The sequence below is a fragment of the Motilimonas sp. E26 genome (assembly GCF_021278025.1).
Taxonomy (GTDB): Bacteria; Pseudomonadota; Gammaproteobacteria; order Enterobacterales; family CBDFNC01; genus Motilimonas.
The window spans coordinates 16,697-35,235 of the sequence record NZ_JAIBHJ010000038.1; the positions used below are offsets into that span (position 1 = coordinate 16,697).

Consider the following 18,539-nt stretch of genomic DNA (forward strand, 5'->3'; position numbering starts at 1 on the left):
ACGAGTGTGTAACGGCAAGCTGGTTGGCTTTTGTAGGAGCTGAGCTTGCTCAGCGAATATCGCAAATTCCCTGAGCGAGCTCTGGTCTACAAAAAAACAAATCAAAAAATTCAACATACAAGGAGCGATATTTATATCGCGAATCTTATGCGCTGAGCGCGCTAATTTCGCTGTTAAATACCGCTCCAAGTCTTATCGCCCCATAATAGGACTCCTACCCAAGACTAAGGTGTATCAGGCAATGCCTCCTCTTGATAATGCTCGGGTTTTAGGCCTAACACTTCGGGTAGTGAGGTGCCGACCGCAATCGATGACCAAGTGCCGGCGAGGATGCCGATAAACATGGCAATGGCAAAACCCGCTAACGACGCACCGCCCAATAACCATAATGCAGATACTGTGATTAAAGTGGTCCCTGAGGTGATCATGGTTCGGGTAAAGGTAGCCGCAATAGCTTGATTATTAATATCGGCGGTGGCCGCATCGGGTTTTAAACGCAGTAATTCACGAATACGGTCAGCAATGATAATCGAATCATTGAGGGAATAACCTAAAATCGCCAACACCGCCGCCAATACAGTTAAGTTAAACTCCATCTGGCTAAGAGCAAAAAAGCCCAGCACAAATACCACATCGTGTACCAAAGCCACCAGCGAGCCCAGTGCTAAGCGCCACTCAAAGCGAATGCTCAAATACACCATAATACAAAGCATACAAACAAGTAGCGCTAATCCGCCTTGCTCAGCTAGCTCTTGCCCGACCTGCGGCCCCACTATGCTAGTGTTCAGCACTTGCACCTCACCCGATAGCGGCGCAAGCAAAGCCTCAATCGATACCGCGGTGGTGTTCATATTTTCCGGCACACTATAGCGAATAACCCAACGACCCGGTTCATCACTGGCAACCACACTCACTTTTTGCCCTAGCCCCACTTCCAACAGTGGGCTTAGCTCACTGTTGGTGATTTGCTGGCTTACTTGAATTTCACTGACCACGCCGCCGGTAAAATCCAAGCCCCAGTTAAAGCCCTTAGTCACAATAAAAAACAATGAGGTGCACAGTAATAAAATAGAGATAACACTGGTGCCATAGCGCCATTGGCTGGCATTTTTCATATTCAGTAATTGAGTCATGATTAAATCCTTACGCTGCGACGAGTGTCATTGCCCCAAAACCAATTGATCATGGCGCGTGAAGCAAAAATACCGGTAAACATGCTGGTAAGTAGCCCTAAACCAAGAGTTAAAGCAAAACCTTGGATCGGCCCATTACCTAGGCTGTACAACACAATGGCAGTGATCATGGTGGTGAAGTTAGCATCAAAAATGGTGCTAGTGGCACTGCTAAAGCCGCTATCAATGGCCCGCGCCACACTGTTACCTTCCTTTAACTTGTCACGAATACGCTCAAAAATCAGCACATTGGTATCCACCGCCATGCCTACAGTGAGCACCAGCCCGGCGATACCGGGCAAGGTTAAAACCGCACCGGGGATCAACGCCAACAAGCCAAACAGCATCACCATGTTGGCTAATAACGCGATATTGGCAATCCAGCCTAAACGACGATACCACAGCGCCATAAACACTAAGGTCATGCCTAAGCCGAGCGCTAATGCGGAAAAACCATTACTAATGTTTTCGGCGCCTAAAGTTGGGCCAATGGTACGCTCTTCCACTATGGTGACGGGGGCCGTTAACGAGCCGGCTCGCAGCAACAAGGCAAGGCTTTGAGCATCTTGCATTGAGCCTGCGCCAGTAATGCGAAACTTCGCCCCCAAGCCCGACTGAATGGTCGCAACACTGATGATTTTATTACTTTGCACAACCTCCCCTTGCTGATTGCGTGAGTACTCGCTGTAGGCAGTGGCCATTGGTTTACCAATGTTTTGCCGCGAAAAGTCCGCCATCATGCGGCCGCCTTGGCTGTCTAAACTGATGTTAACTTCAGCCATACCCATTTCACCTAAACTGGCACGGGCATCAACAATGTGCTCGCCCGTTAGCACAGGGACTTGTGCCACACGCACGGGTCGGCCTTGTTCATCGAGAATGGCTTGGCCTGATAAAGCATCATCAGCCAATACCTGATAAAACGCCAAACTGGCCGTGGCACCAATCACATTTTTGGCTTGGGCAGGATCTTGCACACCCGGCAACTCAATACGAATGCGATGATCTCCTTGACGCTGTACAGCAGCTTCGGTGATACCCAATTCTTCAATACGGCTACGCATAATTTGCAGGTTTTGTTGCACGGTTAGATTGCGCAGCGCCACCTGTTCCGTTTCAGATCGCACTAGGCGAAGCTCATCACCGCTGCCGATAATCTGCCAATGGCGATATTGGCTGTTAAGGTGATCACGCAGCTCCGTTCGATAGCTTTCATTCGCGAGCAAGAGCGTAAACCCATCGGCAGACAGCTCTTTAAACTGGCCACCGCGCATATTGTGCTCACGCAGCCAAGCGCCTAGTTCTTTCTTTAGCTGCTCTGTTTGGCTTTGGTAAACTGGCGCCATATCAACATCGAGTAAAAATTGCACGCCACCGCGTAAATCAAGCCCCAGCGCAATCGGGTTAAAACCCAGCTGAGTTAACCAATAAGGCGCGTTCGCTACCGAAGCCAACGTCAGTTGGGTATCTGAAATACCTTGCTCGTCAGACATTTTCTGCAGCACTTGTTTTGCCAACGGCAGCTGCTTAGCATCATTGAGCACAACCCAAGTAGTGGCTTGATCTTGCTTGATTTGTTTAAGCTCGATGCCTTGTTGAACGAGCGCGTGCCGCAGCGCCAGTGGATCTAACATAACCAAGTGCTCTGACGTTGCTGACGATTGAGGATAATTAAGTTGTAATGCTGGCGACTCGCCATACCAAGACGGCAAGGCACTAAATAGCATCAATAGTAAGGTGGCAATCAGCACCACATATTGCCAATGAGAATATTGGTTTAAGGCGCGTTGAGAGGAACGTTTTTTCATTTTCTTTTACCTAATGAAGACTCGCTTATACAACGCCATTTAATGGCATCAAATAAAGCGTGTTAGCAGCTGAAAAATCAGTGCATTTAGGTTGTTTATTGCATCTATAGCAAAAGCTCTCGCAAGCGAGTAAACGCAAAAGAACAACCTGTTTCAATGGCAGCTTGTCGCGCTAAGGCAACAACACTGCAAAAACTAGGTAAAAGAAGGGGAATACTGCTGGGGAAGGTATTGTAAATTACTGTCTTTCCAAGCTCCTAACCGAGAGGCTGGCGATGGCGCATGCAACATCCAAGAGAGCTGCGGACTAAACGGCTCAACGTACCCTAATGCGAGCTGCAAGCTAGGTTCAATGGCAAACTCAAACACTAAACCATAAGTCGGTGCTCCGTCTCCATCACTTGGCCCATCATGAGCCACGCGTAACTTAGCGCCATTAATATGAATGCCATGACTTAAGTCGAACGCTGGCGAGACTTGCGAACTTTGTGGTTGCTGATCAGTCATCACACATTGCGTTGCATCAGTGTATAAAGCCGAGGATAACTGAGTCATTTTGACAGACGTGTCCGTGCCAGCGGTGGCATGAGAAGCCCCGAGCAAACAACAAAACAGCATTAGTATCCGAATGAAACCCACATTGCACTCTTATTTAGCCTTAAACTAAAACCATAATGGGGGCGCTACCGCTAAATAACAATCACCAAAGGCCAAGCAACGTCATTAATTTTACCCTCTAATGATGCTTATCAATTTTTGAATAAACAACTCCACCGCAGCTAAATCATCAAAGCGAAAACCTAAACCATAGTGAATTTCATTGGCGCTTTTATGAATACGCTTAGGGAAGCGCGTCATCTCAGAATAGTGGCAATAACCCTTCTTGTTATGAACGCCAGACAATGCGGTTAAGTCAGCCAGAAACACTTTATACGCAGGACGGATCACTAACAGCGGCACCGAGCCATCAAGTAATAAGTAAAACGACTCTTTTGAATTTGGCAGCATATATTCGGTGATTTTTTTAATCGAAAAGGTAGTACGACAAGATAAATCCGTCAGTTGTGTTGCCATAGCGTCAGCAGTAATCGCCAAGGGAAATCCTTAATAAAGAGTAGACAGAAGCTCACTATGCCCTAGCCTTGGATAAAGAGCCATTTAATCGCTAAGCTCTTCTTGCCGCAGCACAACAATTACAGCATTCTCGGCCTAGCGAAATGGTGCCTTGTTAGCAAAAATGATGAATATGGCTCATTTCTACATCAAGATCACTGCAATAACCGCTTAGTACCGATGTCTCCTAGCGCAGTCTACCTATATTTAAAAACACAAAAAATACATTTAATTGATATAGTTTTTACTAATAAATTTTATTAAACTCACGATTCATTTATTTTGCTCTGTAATTTAATCAACTTGGGAAAAAATGATGATAAACGTAAAAATGATCGCGGCAGGCTCTTTATCTCTTATGTTATTAGCTGCATGTGGCGGTGAAAGCTTTCAGGGCAACTATACCGCTGCTGGCGGTATGCAAGAGTTTAACTTTAAAGAAGACGGCCATATGGTTCAATCAATGGCTGGTAACAAAATTGCCGAGTTTAAGTTTGAAAAAGAAGGCGATGAAATCAAAGTAATAATGAACGAAAATGCCTCGCAAATTTACACAGTGCAAGCGAGTGGTGAATTGATTGGCCCTGGCGGTATCAAGCTAACTAAAAAGGTTAATTTTAATAATTAAAGTAACCTCTGTCGGCAGTAGACTTTTTATTGCCGTCAACATGTTAGCCTCTTTTGCTGGTTGCTAATCAACTCAAGATATCCAAGCTAAAAAACATTAGGCCAACCCAAACCTAGCTCAGAAGCAGTCGGCAACACTTGCAAAAAACTACGGCCATCACTCGTACACAACCAAACTAGAACCGCACAGTTGGTAACAATCGTTAGCCAATAAATAAACCGAAACGGTTGTTTCTGCGTTTTATGGCGAAATTTTTGCTGCGCCAGCATTGCCCCCGGCCAGCCGCCAAATAACGCAAATAGATGCAAGGTGCGCTCTTTAACCCGCCAACGTTTTTTCCGTGCTGCCGACTTATCTTTGCCATATAACGCAAAAGTCAGCACGCTCATCAGGCTATACACTGTTGTAAACCATATAGGCAAGGTAAGCACCCCAGTGGCCAACAACAAGCCTGAGAAAAAGATGGCAACTAGCCATAGTCTTAACTTCATTGAAATGAGTTAACTCCTAACCCAAATGTGATAAACAACCGCCAATACAAACGCCATCGCAGCGGGAACTAATAACGAGAGATAATGTAAAGCTGGGTATAAAATCGCGCCCATTAAACCACCAAGGGTAAAGCCAACAATGATGATCAGGAATAAAATCCCTTTACGCCGATCAAAAGGCTGGCCTCGCAACTTGGCTCCCAGCATTAAGCCTAAATCGGTAAATACTCCAGTAACATGAGTGGTGCGAACAATAGCGCCGCTATAAGTGGTAATTAATGCATTTTGTAAGCCACAAGCCGCTGAAGCAAAATAGTGGCCGCTGTTTGAACCATCCAACAAGGCCAACATAGCAAGGAATAAAAGTACCGACTCAATCAATAGCGCCGAGCCATAATGACGGCCCAATTTCAGGGCGGTATTTTCAATCAATACACCACTGATCATGGCACCGCCAAGAAAACTTAAAATGATGAGCAGTAAATGAAAGGTACCATTACTAAAGCTTAATAGTCCGACGCCAAATTGCGTCACCGAACCAGAAAGATGTGAAACCGCTTGGTGTTCAAACCCCAACAAACCAATCGAATTGACGCAGCCAGCCAAAACAGCCAAAAAAAAAGCGCCTAACTCAATCCATTTAGGTAAGCGAGTGATCACATCTATCCCCTTATGCTTGCTTACAACGATGTTGTTAATAAAGCCGGCTTACAAACATAAAGCCAACAACTAAAACAGCACACAACATAGCATAATAAGTAACTGTAAAGAGCTGAGTTAAAACAAAGATAATGGGCATAGCGGGTTCACTTGGCTTTTATTCGCAGATAAAAGCCAAGCAAAAAAGCGAGATTAATCAGAAAGATTTGCGCGGTTAAAAACGGGCTGAGCATACATAGTTAAAACACGCTCACGTAGCTCTTCTGGCACCTTATTCATATGCTCTTCAAACGCTTGGCGATCAGCCAGAGACACTTTATCAGCCTCAGACACTTTTGCCGCAAGCAGGTTTGAAGGATGCAAATAATAATGGCGATAAATGCTATCGTCTATTGCTGCCGCAACACTGTCGGCATCATCATAATCATCTTGTAACGGCTGGCCAAAGGCGATGTGTACATGGCCTTTTTTACCGGTAATGCCTTCCGTGATACTGACAATATCTTCAAACTCACTTTTCTCGTATTTGCCATGTTGCTCCGTCGCGTACAGCTCCTTCGCTTTACTAACATCGCCAGGATCAAATTCATAAGAAATTGCCACAGGTACTATCTTCAGCTGTTTCACATAATCAGCAAAAGGTATTTTTTGCTTTTTACCGTGCATGTAAAACATTTTGATAATAGCGGGATCGGTTTTATCAAAACCATCTTTGGCACGCCCTTCTTTTTGCGCGATCCAAATATTATTGCCTGTGTTCAATGAATCTTTAATGTAAGCCGAAAGATGCGAAAACGCCGCCATCATGGCACGTGGTGCCGTCGCAGAGCGCTTCACAATAAAGCTTTTGTTAAGCTTCATTAAATCAGTTACGTAAGGTTTTTTCAGTAGATTGTCACCAATCGCAATGCGCACCGTACCGAAGTTATTATGGAATAAACCCCAGTTAACAAAAGCAGGATCCATTGCAATATCACGGTGATTAGACACAAACAAATACGCTTGGTCGCGTTGTAATTGCTCAAGGCCAGTAAAAGTCACCTTAGAGGTAGTACGAGTGACCATACTTTGCATGTGGGCGGCCACTTCCGCTTGCACTTTGTCAACCGAGTCTAACCCTGCCCACTTTTTGCTTAAAGCTTGCTTGACAATAGGCCGCATTAACCAAGGAGCCCAACCAGACAAACGCGGAAAACGAACCTTAGTCATCGCGGCAATAAATTCGTCATCATGAGTGATGCGTTGAATTACACCGGCAATTTCATCGTCGTTATAGGGACGAATATCGGCAAAAATATCTTCCGCTCCGGTAGTTTCTGTGGCCATTGTTACCTCTGAATGCCTGACACAAGTGCAAAAAAACGCCGTATTCTAACTCAGGAAGCATTAGCGAGCTAATACTTCCGTCATGCCATCCTTAGTTTGATCACATAAACGACCAGAATTAATGAGGTATTTTTGTATTTTGCTGAGTATCACGCCATAGAAAGGTAAAAATACCAATATACTAATCAATAACTTAAAACCATAGTCAGCCAAAGCAATGGCAAACCAATGTGCAGCCATAAAGGCATCACTGGATTGATAAAACGCAACAAAGAAAAAGATTAACGTGTCGAGTAAATTGCCTAAAATGGTCGATGCTACGGGTGCGACCCACCATTGGCGTAACTGACGCAAACGATTAAACACTGAAATATCCAGCAACTGGCCTAAGCAATAAGCCAAAAAGCTCGCTAAAGCGATACGCGCAACAAAGGTATTAAACTCCGCTAACCCAGCAACGCCTTGATACTCCCCATTAAAGAAGATAACCGACAGCAAATACGAGATAACTAAAGCCGGTAACATCACCACAAAGATGATTTTACGCGCCAGCGTGGCACCAAAAATGCGCACGGTTAAATCGGTTGCTAAAAAGATAAACGGAAAGGTAAATGCGCCCCAAGTGGTGTGCATACCTAAAATAGTCACAGGCAGTTGCACCAAATAATTACTGGATGCAATGATGCCAATATGGAATAGCGATAGAACTAGCAAGGCAAATTTTGCCTGCATTAAGGGTGTGTGTTTCATATTGTACCTTTTTGATGGTTGGGGTGAGGGAACCCAAAAATTCGAGGCGGGATTATACAAAAGCCACCTCAACGAACAAGCCCAAACAGCCTAATTGAGGCCGATTTGACTATTTTATCAATCAGTATGGCTAATCAATCTATTAACAGGCAAGAGTTAATTAAGTGCAGCATGCTAATGCCATCAATTGAACATTTTTCATTGAATAGGCAAGTCAAACCCATGAATATTTTTGGAACAATAAGTAACGTTTTCTTAGACGAATATCTGACTCAGGGAAGCGGCAATTAAGCCATCAAGGATGATTTCACGACGTTTCGTATCATAAAATGTTACTTGTTTGAAGATCACACTCAAATATTGTTCGTTCATGCATTCGCCCTAATAAAATGGGCCTTCGACTTTTACTGTAAAAAGGTCATCCCTCTACGACCGAATATAGAGCGTCGACTTCACGACACCGATTCATATTCGTTATGCATTGGTAAGTAAAATGACGGTTAAACCAAATGTTAATTGAAAAAATATCATCATCACAACAAAGCTAAGAACCAGATAATTAGGCACTTTGTTTTTTAAGTTGTACCAAGCAATGGTGATTTGGGCTACAGCTTGTATTATCGCAATTGCTATAAAGTACCTTAATTGCCATAAATTATATTCTAAGCTTTCTTGGCTAGTTATGTAGGTTATATAAAAAGGAAAAAAGCAAATTAAAACAGTTAATAAGAATAATCCTTTTTTACGCCACATCACCACCTCTGTAGCTAGCATCTGTTCTTTAAATCGATTCACACACACTCCTTAAATGAATAACGCTCACCTCACCGAAAACAAAGCTTTTGGCGCCAACAAGACCGGCGTGGCTCCAAGCTCCCTGCTTATTTTTTCTAACCATTTATCCATCATGTTCCGCTGTTCAATAGCAGGGTACCAAGGAACATATTCAGTTGAGCGAAAATGCTCGAACTGACTCGGTGTGTTAGATTGCTTCTCTTATGCCAGTGTAGCAGTGCTAAGGGGTTGAGGAACGAACAGAGCCAACTACCTTCAGCTAAACATTAACATATTGTTAAAAATGAAATTTATACTACTCTCGAGCTTGCAACCTACCTAATAAAATAAAGCTTAAACCAATCAGTGGTATGTTAGTCGTAATCGGGTTAAACGCCCCAACCAAAAGCTGAGGCTGTAAAATAGCAACAAAAAACAGCAAACCAAATAGACCTGCAATATTTAGCATTACAACAGTGCGGTTTTTATAAAATATGATGAATATTAAACCAAAAATCAGCTCGCCAAGACCGGCTAATTTAGTAATTAAATAAGAAATTTCGTCAGAGAAACCTAGGCTAGCTGTCATTGCTTTTTCTAATGGAGCAACATGCAATAATTTTGGAAAAATACCGTGGTAAAGCCAACTAAACCCAACAATGTATCGTGCAATTTGCTCAGATGACACCTAATGCTTCCTTGTATGTAATCGCGGTAGAGCAACCCATTACTGATCCGGACATGCGTAAATTACCACGCGTCTAGTACCAATCTATGCGAATAAATCCCTTACTCACTCTTGGTCGCTCAATTACACAATACATTAGCATCTTATTGAAACGACTCCAATTGTAACTGCACCTATCACTACTCTGAAATACTTGAACCTACTATTTACTTAGTAAACACTTACGTCAGTCTCGCGCTTCACGCATCACATACAAAATGTAAACTTTGTTACCTACTTGTTTGGGTACACACGGCAAGGGCCTGCAACGACTTCACAGTGGCTTAAATAGGGATTAGAGAGCTCATGTGTTTATGTCCCAGCGAACGCACAGTGAATTCCAACCGTTGTTAGATTTTATGCTGCCACGAATAGAGAATAAATGAACAACCAAAATATTTGAAAGCCGTAACTAAGCCTCTGGTGTAAGCCTGGAACAGTTTTAAGCTCAAGTGCCTTTGCTAATTTATAAGAAAAATAAAAACAGCCAAAAATACATAAAGCGGACAGATACCGAAGAGCCATAGGATAAAAGCTTGAAAAAGTAACAATTAAAGGCGCAATGATGAATGAAACGAGCATCATTAAGCCTGACCAAGTGTGTATTTTGCAACTTCGGGAAGGTGACTTTGTGTATGCGTCGGCATCCATTGGAAAGAAACCACAAACCCAAGTGCATACGCCATGGATAATAACCATTGCTCCTATTACTGCGGTTGGTAAGTGGGACTGGTGTGAAATAATTAAGTAATACCCAAAAAGAACGAACAAAGCTCCTAAAGGATAGTTATTTATTGCCGGCGACAGCTTTTGGGTGGGGCTACCAAACGCGCCAAGTTCACTACAAAACTGCTTTGAATGGCTGTAGTTTGGATAAAAGCGAGAGGCAATATAAATACCTAAAACAATCCATATCGAAGCAATGATGCCAGTGAAAGGCAAAATAGCATCCAAATCTAATTCCTCCTTGAAAAACTACCTCTAACACCAAGCGGACTAAGATCGAGGGTTACAACGTGAAACAGAGCGACCCTAGCCTACATGTTAGCTTTCATTGCGACACTGAGCTGAATGCAGCTACACCCCAACAGGTTAGCAATAAAAGAAATATTATTGCACCAATTTTGAAGAGTATTTCATTGATTTTTTCGGGTAACTCTAATAGTTCCATAATTATTTGACCGCCGTTCAATATTGGAAGAGGGAGCGAGTTTAGTGCACACAACTTTATAGCTACGAATGAAAAAACTATTGTTGGAGCATTATTATTCGCGAAGTTAATGGCATTAGCAATGTAAGTGCTACCGATTGATATTGGATGTAGTGCTCCAGAAGTAATTTGATTAATACCGGAGTAGAATTCAAATGTAGCCATATTTCCTAAGAAAAAAGCCGAGACGATAAATAGTGAAAAGCAACCAGAAAAGGGGATTAAAGCTCTTATTAAACGGCTTTTCTTATCAAAAGCATGAACATGATCTTGCTCATCTAAAGATTCGACTCTTGAGTCTTGCATACGAACATAGCCGCCAAATGGTAGCAAACTGAGCGTTAAATTTTTAAGTCTTAAAATCTTCGGACCATAGCCAATAGAAATAGAATTAACTTTGATACCGAATAGTAGAGCGACCCCAGCCATTGAGAATAAATGAATAGATACCGCAAGGAAAATAGAAAGGAACAACGATGTCAAAATATACAACCTTTGAAAGCTAACGAGTCTGTAGAACTACTCTTTGAGCAAAATTTAGTGATTTTTTGAGCATCAATATTAGCATCCTCATGAAATTACTCCAGTTATAACTTCGCCTTCCACTGTGCCTATTCAGCCATTTATATAAACTGTGCAGCACATAACTGCCAGTAAGAAACAGTGGTACAAAGGCAACGCTTTGCACTGGCCAACGTGTGGCGCGCCAGAATGCTCGACGCCATTAATCAACACCCGAGTTTAGCGCTGCCCATAACATCACCTTCCGCTATCGTGATGGGCAAACCAACCACTGGAAGCAGCGCACGCTGCCAACACTGAAGTTCCTGATGCTAATGTTGCAACACGTGCTGCCCAAGGGATTACAACGCCTCGTAATTACGGCTTTTTACGCGGTAACGCCAAAGCCATCTTGCACCAAATACAGTGCTTGCTATTGCCGTTGCTGCAACAGCTACTGGGAATTGAGCCACTGAGCCAACCGACGCGAACTTGCCCTTGCTGCCAACACAGCATGCGCTGCATTGGTATCCTGCGACCGAGATAATCAACCCCGCAAGAACGCAATAAGGATAATAGCATTCATCACGCCTAGGGCGACAACAAGAGGAATACGAATAAAGAAACAGCACACAGGCAAGCCGTAACAAACTGATAAGGTAAGCGTTTCCATCATGAACGCCCCTTACACCCCTCCCGCTCGTCTTGAGAAAGGTACTCAGGCTAAGTGCGGTTAACGCTCAATGCAGCAATTTACTTAATAAGGCAGAACGCGACATCGGCGAGGCTCCGGGGATAATCCGAGCTTTGTCCAACACTTGAATATAGGGTGTCGGCTTCGCGACACCTATTCTTATCTGTTAGCTATTCTTAACTACACAGCTTACTTTTAATCTCTGCATTGTTTTCATAAGATTTTATTACACTAAACGAAATTTTATTACCTGCGTCAGAAGAAGACTGTATTGCATAATTTGAGCTGATCGTAGAGTCCATGAATAATTGGATTAAGTTACCTGAATCATCAATTTCCCATGCTAAATCAAAACCGCGATCTGTATTTGCGGAAACTGAATACTGCATGCTATTAACATCAAAGGTTAATTTTTGACCCGTGTAAAATGAGTTAACGTCTGTACCAGTTGCCACTGTATAACAGTCTTCACCAGTACCAACTTCATCTCCTTGATAGTTATAAGCTGTTAAGTAGCCATCGCTATCTATTGAAAGATAATTAACGTCTGTTAACCCTGAATTAGTTTCAATATCTGCTTTATAAACACCTGTTATCGGAGAATAATCAACTGTGATTTCCAGATCAGGAACTTCCTCTACAACATTACTTACATCACTATCACCTCCGCCACCACAAGCAGCAAGAAATACACATGTAGAAAATAGAACAACCTTATTCATTTTTTCCCCTTTAAAAATCTTAAATAAATATAAATTAATGTTACAGGTAACACTGATAGCTAAAGCCTTTGTCATTTGCGTTTTGGTTGAAGTGGAGTTTCGGGGCAAAGTAGCGAAGCCGCCCCAAAACGTCAAATGGACAAACTTGTTAAGCGTTTTCACCTTACGACCGAGTGGATAGAATGTTTCTCTAATTTTTCACTGGCTGCGATTGCATCACTAACTGGCCAAAAAGGCCCGACTTTCCAGAATCCCTGCTTTGATAAAGCAGTCTTAAATTCCGATATTGGTACATTGCTTTTAGCCCCGTCTAACTCTCTTATACATTTGAGCTGATTCACGCTAAGTTTGTTTGGTAATTCTATATAGACATAAAATTCCTCTTCATCCTCAATATGACCGAGCACTACTTCACCCAAAACTTCATACTTACACTTTGAGCAGAAGTATAAATTCTGAATTGTACTAACAGAATTACTTCTGCTCGAATCTATCATCTTAATATTGCACTTAGGGCACTTCATTACGATTGCTTAACGCCTTTGTCTAGCGAATCCACACAAAATATCTTTCGCTATCATAGGCATAGGAACGCACCTCGTTGTGTAATCTAATTAATTTCGCCAAAAACAAACCAGATTACAACGAGATGCGTGAACCTAATATCATACACCAACAGCTACAAAATCAATGCCCTTTCATTCACAAAAAACGACTTCAATCCCTCATCGATTCTACCCAAGCATTGCTCCAAGGTGACCGCCTCACCCTTACTCAACTTGGCCGCTCCATGACGGGTAAGACAGCCTCAACCCCTTTCCATTTGTCCTTATCGACTGGGCTGACGTGCGTGAACAGCTGCGAATGATGACATTACGCGCATCCATTGCCGTTAATGGCCGCAGTGTTGTTTTGTATGAACGCACCTTTGAATTCAAGCATTACAACTCTCCTCGCAGCCATCAACGTTTCTTGGATGAATTAAAACAAGTGATGCCACCCAGCTGCACGCCCATTCTGATCACCGATGCCGGTTACCGAAATACCTGGTTTCGCCAAGTTGAAGCACTTGGTTGGTATTGGCTTGGCCGTTTACGCGGTGAGGTGGGTGTGAAGCTAGCCAAGCAAGGCTGGCTATCGAATAAAAGCTTTTTCACCAAAGCGAATACACAGCCTCAGCACCTCGGGTCTGCTGTCATCGCAAAGAAGAGTCCTCTTGCATGCCAGCTTTATTTGTACAAAGGGGCGGACAAGAAACGCAAAGGTAAGAGGCATCGCCGAACGGGTCAAAAGCATTCTGCTCAACACTTATATCAACGTTCAGCGAAAGAGCCATGGATGCTTGCCACCAACTTGCCCCCACCATATTTACTGCAAAACAAGTCGTTAAACTCTACGCCAAACGGATGCAAATCGAAGAATCATTTCGGGACTTAAAAAGCCCTGCTTATGGCTTTGGCTTACGCCATTGCCGGAGTCGCAGCACGAAACGATTGGATATTTTGCTACTCATCAGCCTGTTGGCTGAGGTTGTGCTTTGGTGTATTGGACTGATTGCTAGGCAGCAAAATTGGCAATATCAGTTTCAAGCTAACACCATCAAAACCCGCCATGTTTTATCAATAACACGGCTCGCAAAAGAGGTGCTAAGGCGGCGGGACCACCGAAGAAGTAGCGCGGATATAGAGTGGGCAATCTGCGAATACATACGGGTGATCCATCAAACAGCGATGCTTAAATTATGAGGGGATCCGTCAGCGCCCCATTAAGCGGCTAAAAATAGTGGGTTAAAATGTGTAGCGAAGCTAAACGTAACTAACTGTTTTTATTGCGTTTAAATGTCTTATCATAAGACTTCAACCTACTTTTTCATTTTAAAACGAAAATATAGGAAAAGCGATACAGAAAAATATGCAATGCCCATACACACAAGACTTTCATGTAGCTTCTCCTTACCGAGAATTAAACCATCATGAAGTTCAAATAGCACCATTACAGGGCTCATGAGCATGCCGACAATATCAAAATAAAAACTAGAATCTCGTATTGAAGCAAAAGATATTAGTAATAAATACCATAAAACTGCTCCGCAAAAATATAAGGCTACTGTAAATTTAACTACTCGCATTCATTCTGCCTTATAACGCTTTTAGCACGCGCCCAATGCCGGAGCTTGGGTTTTGTGCAAGTATTTTTCCGCACAAAATTCAAGCGGAGTGTATTGGGTCGCCGTGCCTAAACTTGTTAACTTTTTGGCCCAGACCATTGTAAACTTCCTCGCATACTATCTGGAACCAATGAAAATAGCTCTTTAATTAAACTGCATTGCGCCTTATAGCAAGGTGTTCCAGTGCTCTGAGCCTTTTCAAAATATGAGCGCGCCTGATTGTTAAGAAAATAAATGTCATGCTCAACAAAATCAGAATCAAGAATACTGACCTGTAGGTTATGTACTAGCTCAGCCTCTTCGTAGCAAGACTTATCGAATGCCTTAGTAATAGCAGAATGAGTCTGGATATTCCTTATGTAGGGAACTGACCAAAACAACATCTCCTGATATATTTCTTGCTTCCTGCTCATAACCCTATGTGAAAGTATCGTGGTAGAGCGACCCATTACTGGGCCGACCCCACACAGATCCGGACGTGCGCTTATTTTAAACACAAGACCACATCGAGCTTTTGGGCTCTTCAGTTATATATTCACGCGTGTAAATCACCACGCCCTAGTACCAATCTACGTGAATAAATCGCTTACTCACTCGTGGTCGTTCAATTGCATAATACATTAGCATCTTCTTGAAATTACTCCAATAGTAACTGCGTCTACCACTTCGCCTATTCAACCATTTATACAAGCTGTGCAGCACATAACTGTACAATCTATCAAGGCTGCGGCTGTTGTCTGGCAAGCCAAAGTAATTTCGGTATCCCATCAATTTGCGTTTCAGTTGTGGCATCCAAGTATTTAGCTTGTTTGAACGCTTGGCTTTGATGTATTGGTAAAACTCACTCATGCTAGCGCGGTGCTTTTCAGCACCCGTTCGCCGTCTGAGCCGAGGCATACCCTTCGCATCTTTTGCCCAGTAAAAGGCAAAGCCGAGAAACACAAATTGCCGTTTTCGACTCGGGTGAAATCGACTGAAGCGCAGCAGCGACGTTTTCTCTTCTGCTACTTCTAAGTTGCTTATGTTTAAATAAAAGTCTTGAGTCGTTTTGGCAGTACCTCATAAAATCGCTCTGCATCGTTGGCGTATTGAAACGCACACACAAAATCATCGGCGTACCGGATGAGCATCGCGCGGCCACGCATTCGAGGTTTTACTTTCTTTTCAAACCATAAGTCGAGTGCGTAGTGCAGGTAGATGTTCGCCAGTACTGGGCTAATGATGCCCCCTTGCGGCGTACCGCTTTTCGGGTGTTCAAACTCGCCTTCTGGTGATTTTATGCGGGCTTCAAGCCATTGACTGATTAAGCTCAGCATGGCGTTGTCATCAATGCGTTGTTTGAGCATCTTCATCAGCCAGTCGTGGTCAAGGTGGTTGAAGAAGCCTTTGATATCAGCCTCCACAATGTAACCGTATCCTTTAAACTGAAGATTCAACGCTAAACTGTGCACCGCTTGATGGGCGCTTTTATTCGGTCGGTAGCCATAGCTATTGGGCAGAAAGTCCGCTTCCCAGATACTTTGCAATATCTGGCTCACGCCTTGTTGCACCAATTTATCATCCACCGTGGGCAGGCCCAACGGTCTCTGTTTGCCATTTGCTTTGGGAATGAAGACACGTTTGATGTCATTGGCTCGAAAGCGCTTATGCTTAAGGGCATCGCTCAGTCGAGTTATGTTGCCAACAAGTTGCTGCTGATAAACTGGCATGGTGATGCCATCAATACCGGCGGCCGCTTGTTTATTGAGCTGACCCCAACTTTGATACAGGCAATCTTCCCTTAGTAATCCATATAAGTTCTGAAACCTGTGTTTGGGGTGGCGCTGTGATTTAAATGTGATCGCGTTTAGTTCGGTTGTCATAGTGAGTCCAGCCCTACATTGTCCGGCCTATGTGTCTGCTAAACACGTGACTCTTTATTTATAAGAAGTACTGTTAACCCCTTCGCCATGTGATCGGCTTTCCCGTCTCGGACTACTATGGGTTAATTTGACCGGGCGGCGCTCCGCTGCCAAAGGGTCATCGTGGCCTTGCTTTTGGCTTAGCTTCCCTACCGCTTCCTTGCGGAACGCCCTTGGCTCTCTCAAAGAGCCATCAGCCAATAAAAGCTGATACATCTCTTTAAACATGCCACGGCTTAATAACTCCGCTGACTCGCCACAACCTCACTCATTACGGTTGCTTTGCTTGGACTTCAGTGGCTCTTTCTTAATGACAAGAATAAACCTCGTCAGTCAGACTGTATTTATCGGAGCGATCTCAGCACTTTAGGGCGGTCCCACGTTTCGGCACGCATCCCCTGTGGCCTACTTAATTCTCTGTGTACGCTTCACCTATCTTGTTCGCTGAAAAAAACCAGCTCCGCCATAGGCGCAACACTCGATACGGGTGGTGAGTTAAACCTTACCCGACAGGGACTTGCACCCTGCAAGATGCATCAAGCTTCGCTTGACGCACTAACGAGACTGTAGAATAACTCCAACAGCCAGATTTGACTAAAAAACGGGACCCTGCAATCAATCCTAAGCGCTTTTAAGACAATAGGTAATGCATTTGGAACCCATAAAACAGGCTATATTTCTTAAAAAAAGAGAAATTCTACAGCCTCAACGCCCAATTAAGGTGTGAGGCACGCAATACCGATGCCACCGCATACCGCCTTACTCACTAAAATTAACGCATAGTAAAAATGCCAAGCGTGCCGAATCACTCTTAAATTGTTTATTAGTTTGCGTGCCAAAGTGACACGGAGATTGCTTATTGCACACTTTAAGACCATAATACACATGTGACATTTTGACACAACAGGAGATAACATTATGGCTACTACTTTGCCTCGCATCACCGCTAGAGTTGATGTCGATACACAAGACTTACTTACTAAGGCTGCCGCGATCGCCGGCATGTCTAGCATCAACTCGTTTGTTCTAAGCGCTGCAATCGAAAAAGCTAAACAAGTCATCGAACGTGAGCAGGCTTTAAAACTGAGCCAAGCAGATGCGATGTTGCTCATGGAAGCTTTAGACCGTCCTGCAACACAGAACTCAAAACTAAAAGCTGCTGCTGATCGATACGAGAGCAAAATTCAATGATGAATACGGTACTTCTAGATAAAGCTAAACACGATAGAAACCGATTCAACTGTGGCATCGAAGCTCTCAATAATTACTTAAAAGTAATGGCGAGTCAGCAAGCAAAGAAGGACAACACCAGAACGTTTGTTTTGGAAGATGATAGCGACAACTCACATGTCATCGGCTTTTACACGCTAACAATGACACCAATTGACTTAAAGGCATTGCCTGATAGGTTACAAAAAAAGCACCAATCATCCACCTCTGGTGGTCTGATTGCCCGTCTTGCTGTCGATGACCGATACAAAGGGAAAGGCTTTGGTGAGTGGCTGCTTATCGACGCACTCAGAAAACTACTAGCTGCTAGTGATAGCGTTGCATTTCCAGTTGTTATCGTTGACGCCAAAGACGGTGCGAAACACTTCTATGAGCGCTATGGTTTTCAAGCATTTGAAGACGCTGAAAATAAACTCTTCATCACCATTGCTGATGTGAGAGCAAGCTTAGGCTAGTTAACCGCTAGCCTTTAGCAAACTAACGCTTTGCTAAGCGGCAATAAAATTATTGGCTAAAATTAGCGAGGGACGAGCAAAAAGCCAACTGTTTTTTGTCCGTTTAAGCAACTTGATAGTCATTGAGCCCCCTCCCGCACATCTCTAACCGAGGGATGCTTAAGGTGTCTAAACCGAACAGGAGAAAGCTCAATGAACTTTTATAATAAC

Annotated in this window: 19 protein-coding genes and 1 pseudogene; 5 read left to right on the plus strand and 15 right to left on the minus strand. The window is 43.5% G+C overall.

Going from position 1 to position 18,539, the window contains the following annotated elements; translation table 11 throughout:
* Positions 1-224: 224 nt before the first annotated feature.
* From secF to K1M91_RS19725, 4 genes are all read right to left on the minus strand, one after another.
* Positions 225-1,115 (minus strand): protein translocase subunit SecF, encoded by an 891-nt coding sequence (gene secF, locus K1M91_RS19710; protein ID WP_232803988.1) that lies wholly within the window; start codon positions 1,113-1,115, stop codon positions 225-227.
* 20 nt (positions 1,116-1,135) lie between these two features.
* A complete protein-coding gene (secD, locus tag K1M91_RS19715; protein ID WP_232803972.1) occupies positions 1,136-2,980 on the minus strand; it encodes a protein translocase subunit SecD in 1,845 nt (614 codons plus the stop codon).
* A 195-nt stretch (positions 2,981-3,175) separates the two neighbouring features.
* Positions 3,176-3,535 carry a hypothetical protein gene (locus K1M91_RS19720; protein ID WP_232803973.1) on the minus strand — a complete coding sequence of 120 codons (360 nt, stop codon included), beginning with the start codon at positions 3,533-3,535 and terminating at the stop codon, positions 3,176-3,178.
* A gap of 174 nt (positions 3,536-3,709) precedes the next feature.
* Positions 3,710-4,054, minus strand: a complete 345-nt coding sequence (locus tag K1M91_RS19725) for a hypothetical protein (RefSeq protein ID WP_232803989.1) — start codon at positions 4,052-4,054, stop codon at positions 3,710-3,712.
* 352 nt (positions 4,055-4,406) lie between these two features.
* On the opposite strand from K1M91_RS19725, the gene K1M91_RS19730 reads away from it, so the two are divergent.
* Positions 4,407-4,721: a hypothetical protein gene (locus tag K1M91_RS19730; protein ID WP_232803974.1), complete on the plus strand. Its 315-nt coding sequence runs from the start codon at positions 4,407-4,409 to the stop codon at positions 4,719-4,721.
* 86 nt (positions 4,722-4,807) lie between these two features.
* On the opposite strand, the gene K1M91_RS19735 is transcribed toward K1M91_RS19730, so the two are convergent.
* From K1M91_RS19735 to K1M91_RS19770, 8 genes are all read right to left on the minus strand, one after another.
* A complete protein-coding gene (locus tag K1M91_RS19735) occupies positions 4,808-5,212 on the minus strand; it encodes a DUF1294 domain-containing protein (protein ID WP_232803975.1) in 405 nt (134 codons plus the stop codon).
* A gap of 9 nt (positions 5,213-5,221) precedes the next feature.
* On the minus strand, positions 5,222-5,872 hold the full coding sequence (locus K1M91_RS19740; RefSeq protein WP_232803976.1) for a YoaK family protein: 651 nt from the start codon (positions 5,870-5,872) through the stop codon (positions 5,222-5,224).
* Between the two features lie 192 nt (positions 5,873-6,064).
* Complete coding sequence (locus K1M91_RS19745; RefSeq protein WP_232803977.1) at positions 6,065-7,198, minus strand: 1-acyl-sn-glycerol-3-phosphate acyltransferase; 1,134 nt, start codon at positions 7,196-7,198, stop codon at positions 6,065-6,067.
* A 60-nt stretch (positions 7,199-7,258) separates the two neighbouring features.
* Positions 7,259-7,948, minus strand: coding sequence for a 7-cyano-7-deazaguanine/7-aminomethyl-7-deazaguanine transporter (locus K1M91_RS19750; RefSeq protein ID WP_232803978.1), 690 nt, complete (start codon positions 7,946-7,948; stop codon positions 7,259-7,261).
* A 474-nt stretch (positions 7,949-8,422) separates the two neighbouring features.
* A complete protein-coding gene (locus K1M91_RS19755) occupies positions 8,423-8,743 on the minus strand; it encodes a hypothetical protein (protein ID WP_232803979.1) in 321 nt (106 codons plus the stop codon).
* A 295-nt stretch (positions 8,744-9,038) separates the two neighbouring features.
* Positions 9,039-9,410, minus strand: a complete 372-nt coding sequence (locus K1M91_RS19760) for a DoxX-like family protein (RefSeq protein ID WP_232803980.1) — start codon at positions 9,408-9,410, stop codon at positions 9,039-9,041.
* A 396-nt stretch (positions 9,411-9,806) separates the two neighbouring features.
* The gene (locus tag K1M91_RS19765) at positions 9,807-10,403 is read right to left on the minus strand and encodes a DUF998 domain-containing protein (protein WP_232803981.1); all 597 of its coding nucleotides are present in this window, start codon (positions 10,401-10,403) and stop codon (positions 9,807-9,809) included.
* A gap of 97 nt (positions 10,404-10,500) precedes the next feature.
* Positions 10,501-11,142 carry a site-2 protease family protein gene (locus K1M91_RS19770; protein ID WP_232803982.1) on the minus strand — a complete coding sequence of 214 codons (642 nt, stop codon included), beginning with the start codon at positions 11,140-11,142 and terminating at the stop codon, positions 10,501-10,503.
* A 275-nt stretch (positions 11,143-11,417) separates the two neighbouring features.
* Between K1M91_RS19770 and K1M91_RS21560 the strand changes: the two genes are divergently transcribed.
* Complete coding sequence (locus tag K1M91_RS21560) at positions 11,418-11,636, plus strand: transposase (protein ID WP_348983280.1); 219 nt, start codon at positions 11,418-11,420, stop codon at positions 11,634-11,636.
* Here K1M91_RS21560 and K1M91_RS19780 read toward each other — a convergent pair.
* A complete protein-coding gene (locus tag K1M91_RS19780) occupies positions 11,539-11,742 on the minus strand; it encodes a hypothetical protein (RefSeq protein WP_232803983.1) in 204 nt (67 codons plus the stop codon). The two genes, K1M91_RS21560 and K1M91_RS19780, sit on opposite strands and share 98 nt — an antisense overlap.
* Before the next feature lie 288 nt (positions 11,743-12,030).
* A complete protein-coding gene (locus tag K1M91_RS19785) occupies positions 12,031-12,576 on the minus strand; it encodes a hypothetical protein (RefSeq protein ID WP_232803984.1) in 546 nt (181 codons plus the stop codon).
* Positions 12,577-13,225: 649 nt separating this feature from the next.
* Here K1M91_RS19785 and K1M91_RS19790 point away from each other — a divergent pair.
* Positions 13,226-14,321, plus strand: a pseudogene (locus K1M91_RS19790) (IS4 family transposase).
* 1,447 nt (positions 14,322-15,768) lie between these two features.
* On the opposite strand, the gene K1M91_RS19800 reads toward K1M91_RS19790, so the two are convergent.
* Positions 15,769-16,605 (minus strand): reverse transcriptase domain-containing protein, encoded by an 837-nt coding sequence (locus tag K1M91_RS19800; RefSeq protein ID WP_232803985.1) that lies wholly within the window; start codon positions 16,603-16,605, stop codon positions 15,769-15,771.
* 957 nt (positions 16,606-17,562) lie between these two features.
* Between K1M91_RS19800 and K1M91_RS19810 the strand changes: the two genes are divergently transcribed.
* Entirely contained in the window at positions 17,563-17,835 is a 273-nt protein-coding gene (locus K1M91_RS19810; protein ID WP_013571703.1) for a DUF1778 domain-containing protein, read from the plus strand.
* The gene (locus tag K1M91_RS19815; protein ID WP_232803987.1) at positions 17,832-18,329 is read left to right on the plus strand and encodes a GNAT family N-acetyltransferase; all 498 of its coding nucleotides are present in this window, start codon (positions 17,832-17,834) and stop codon (positions 18,327-18,329) included. The genes K1M91_RS19810 and K1M91_RS19815 overlap by 4 nt, the downstream gene beginning before the upstream one ends.
* Positions 18,330-18,539 lie beyond the last annotated feature (210 nt).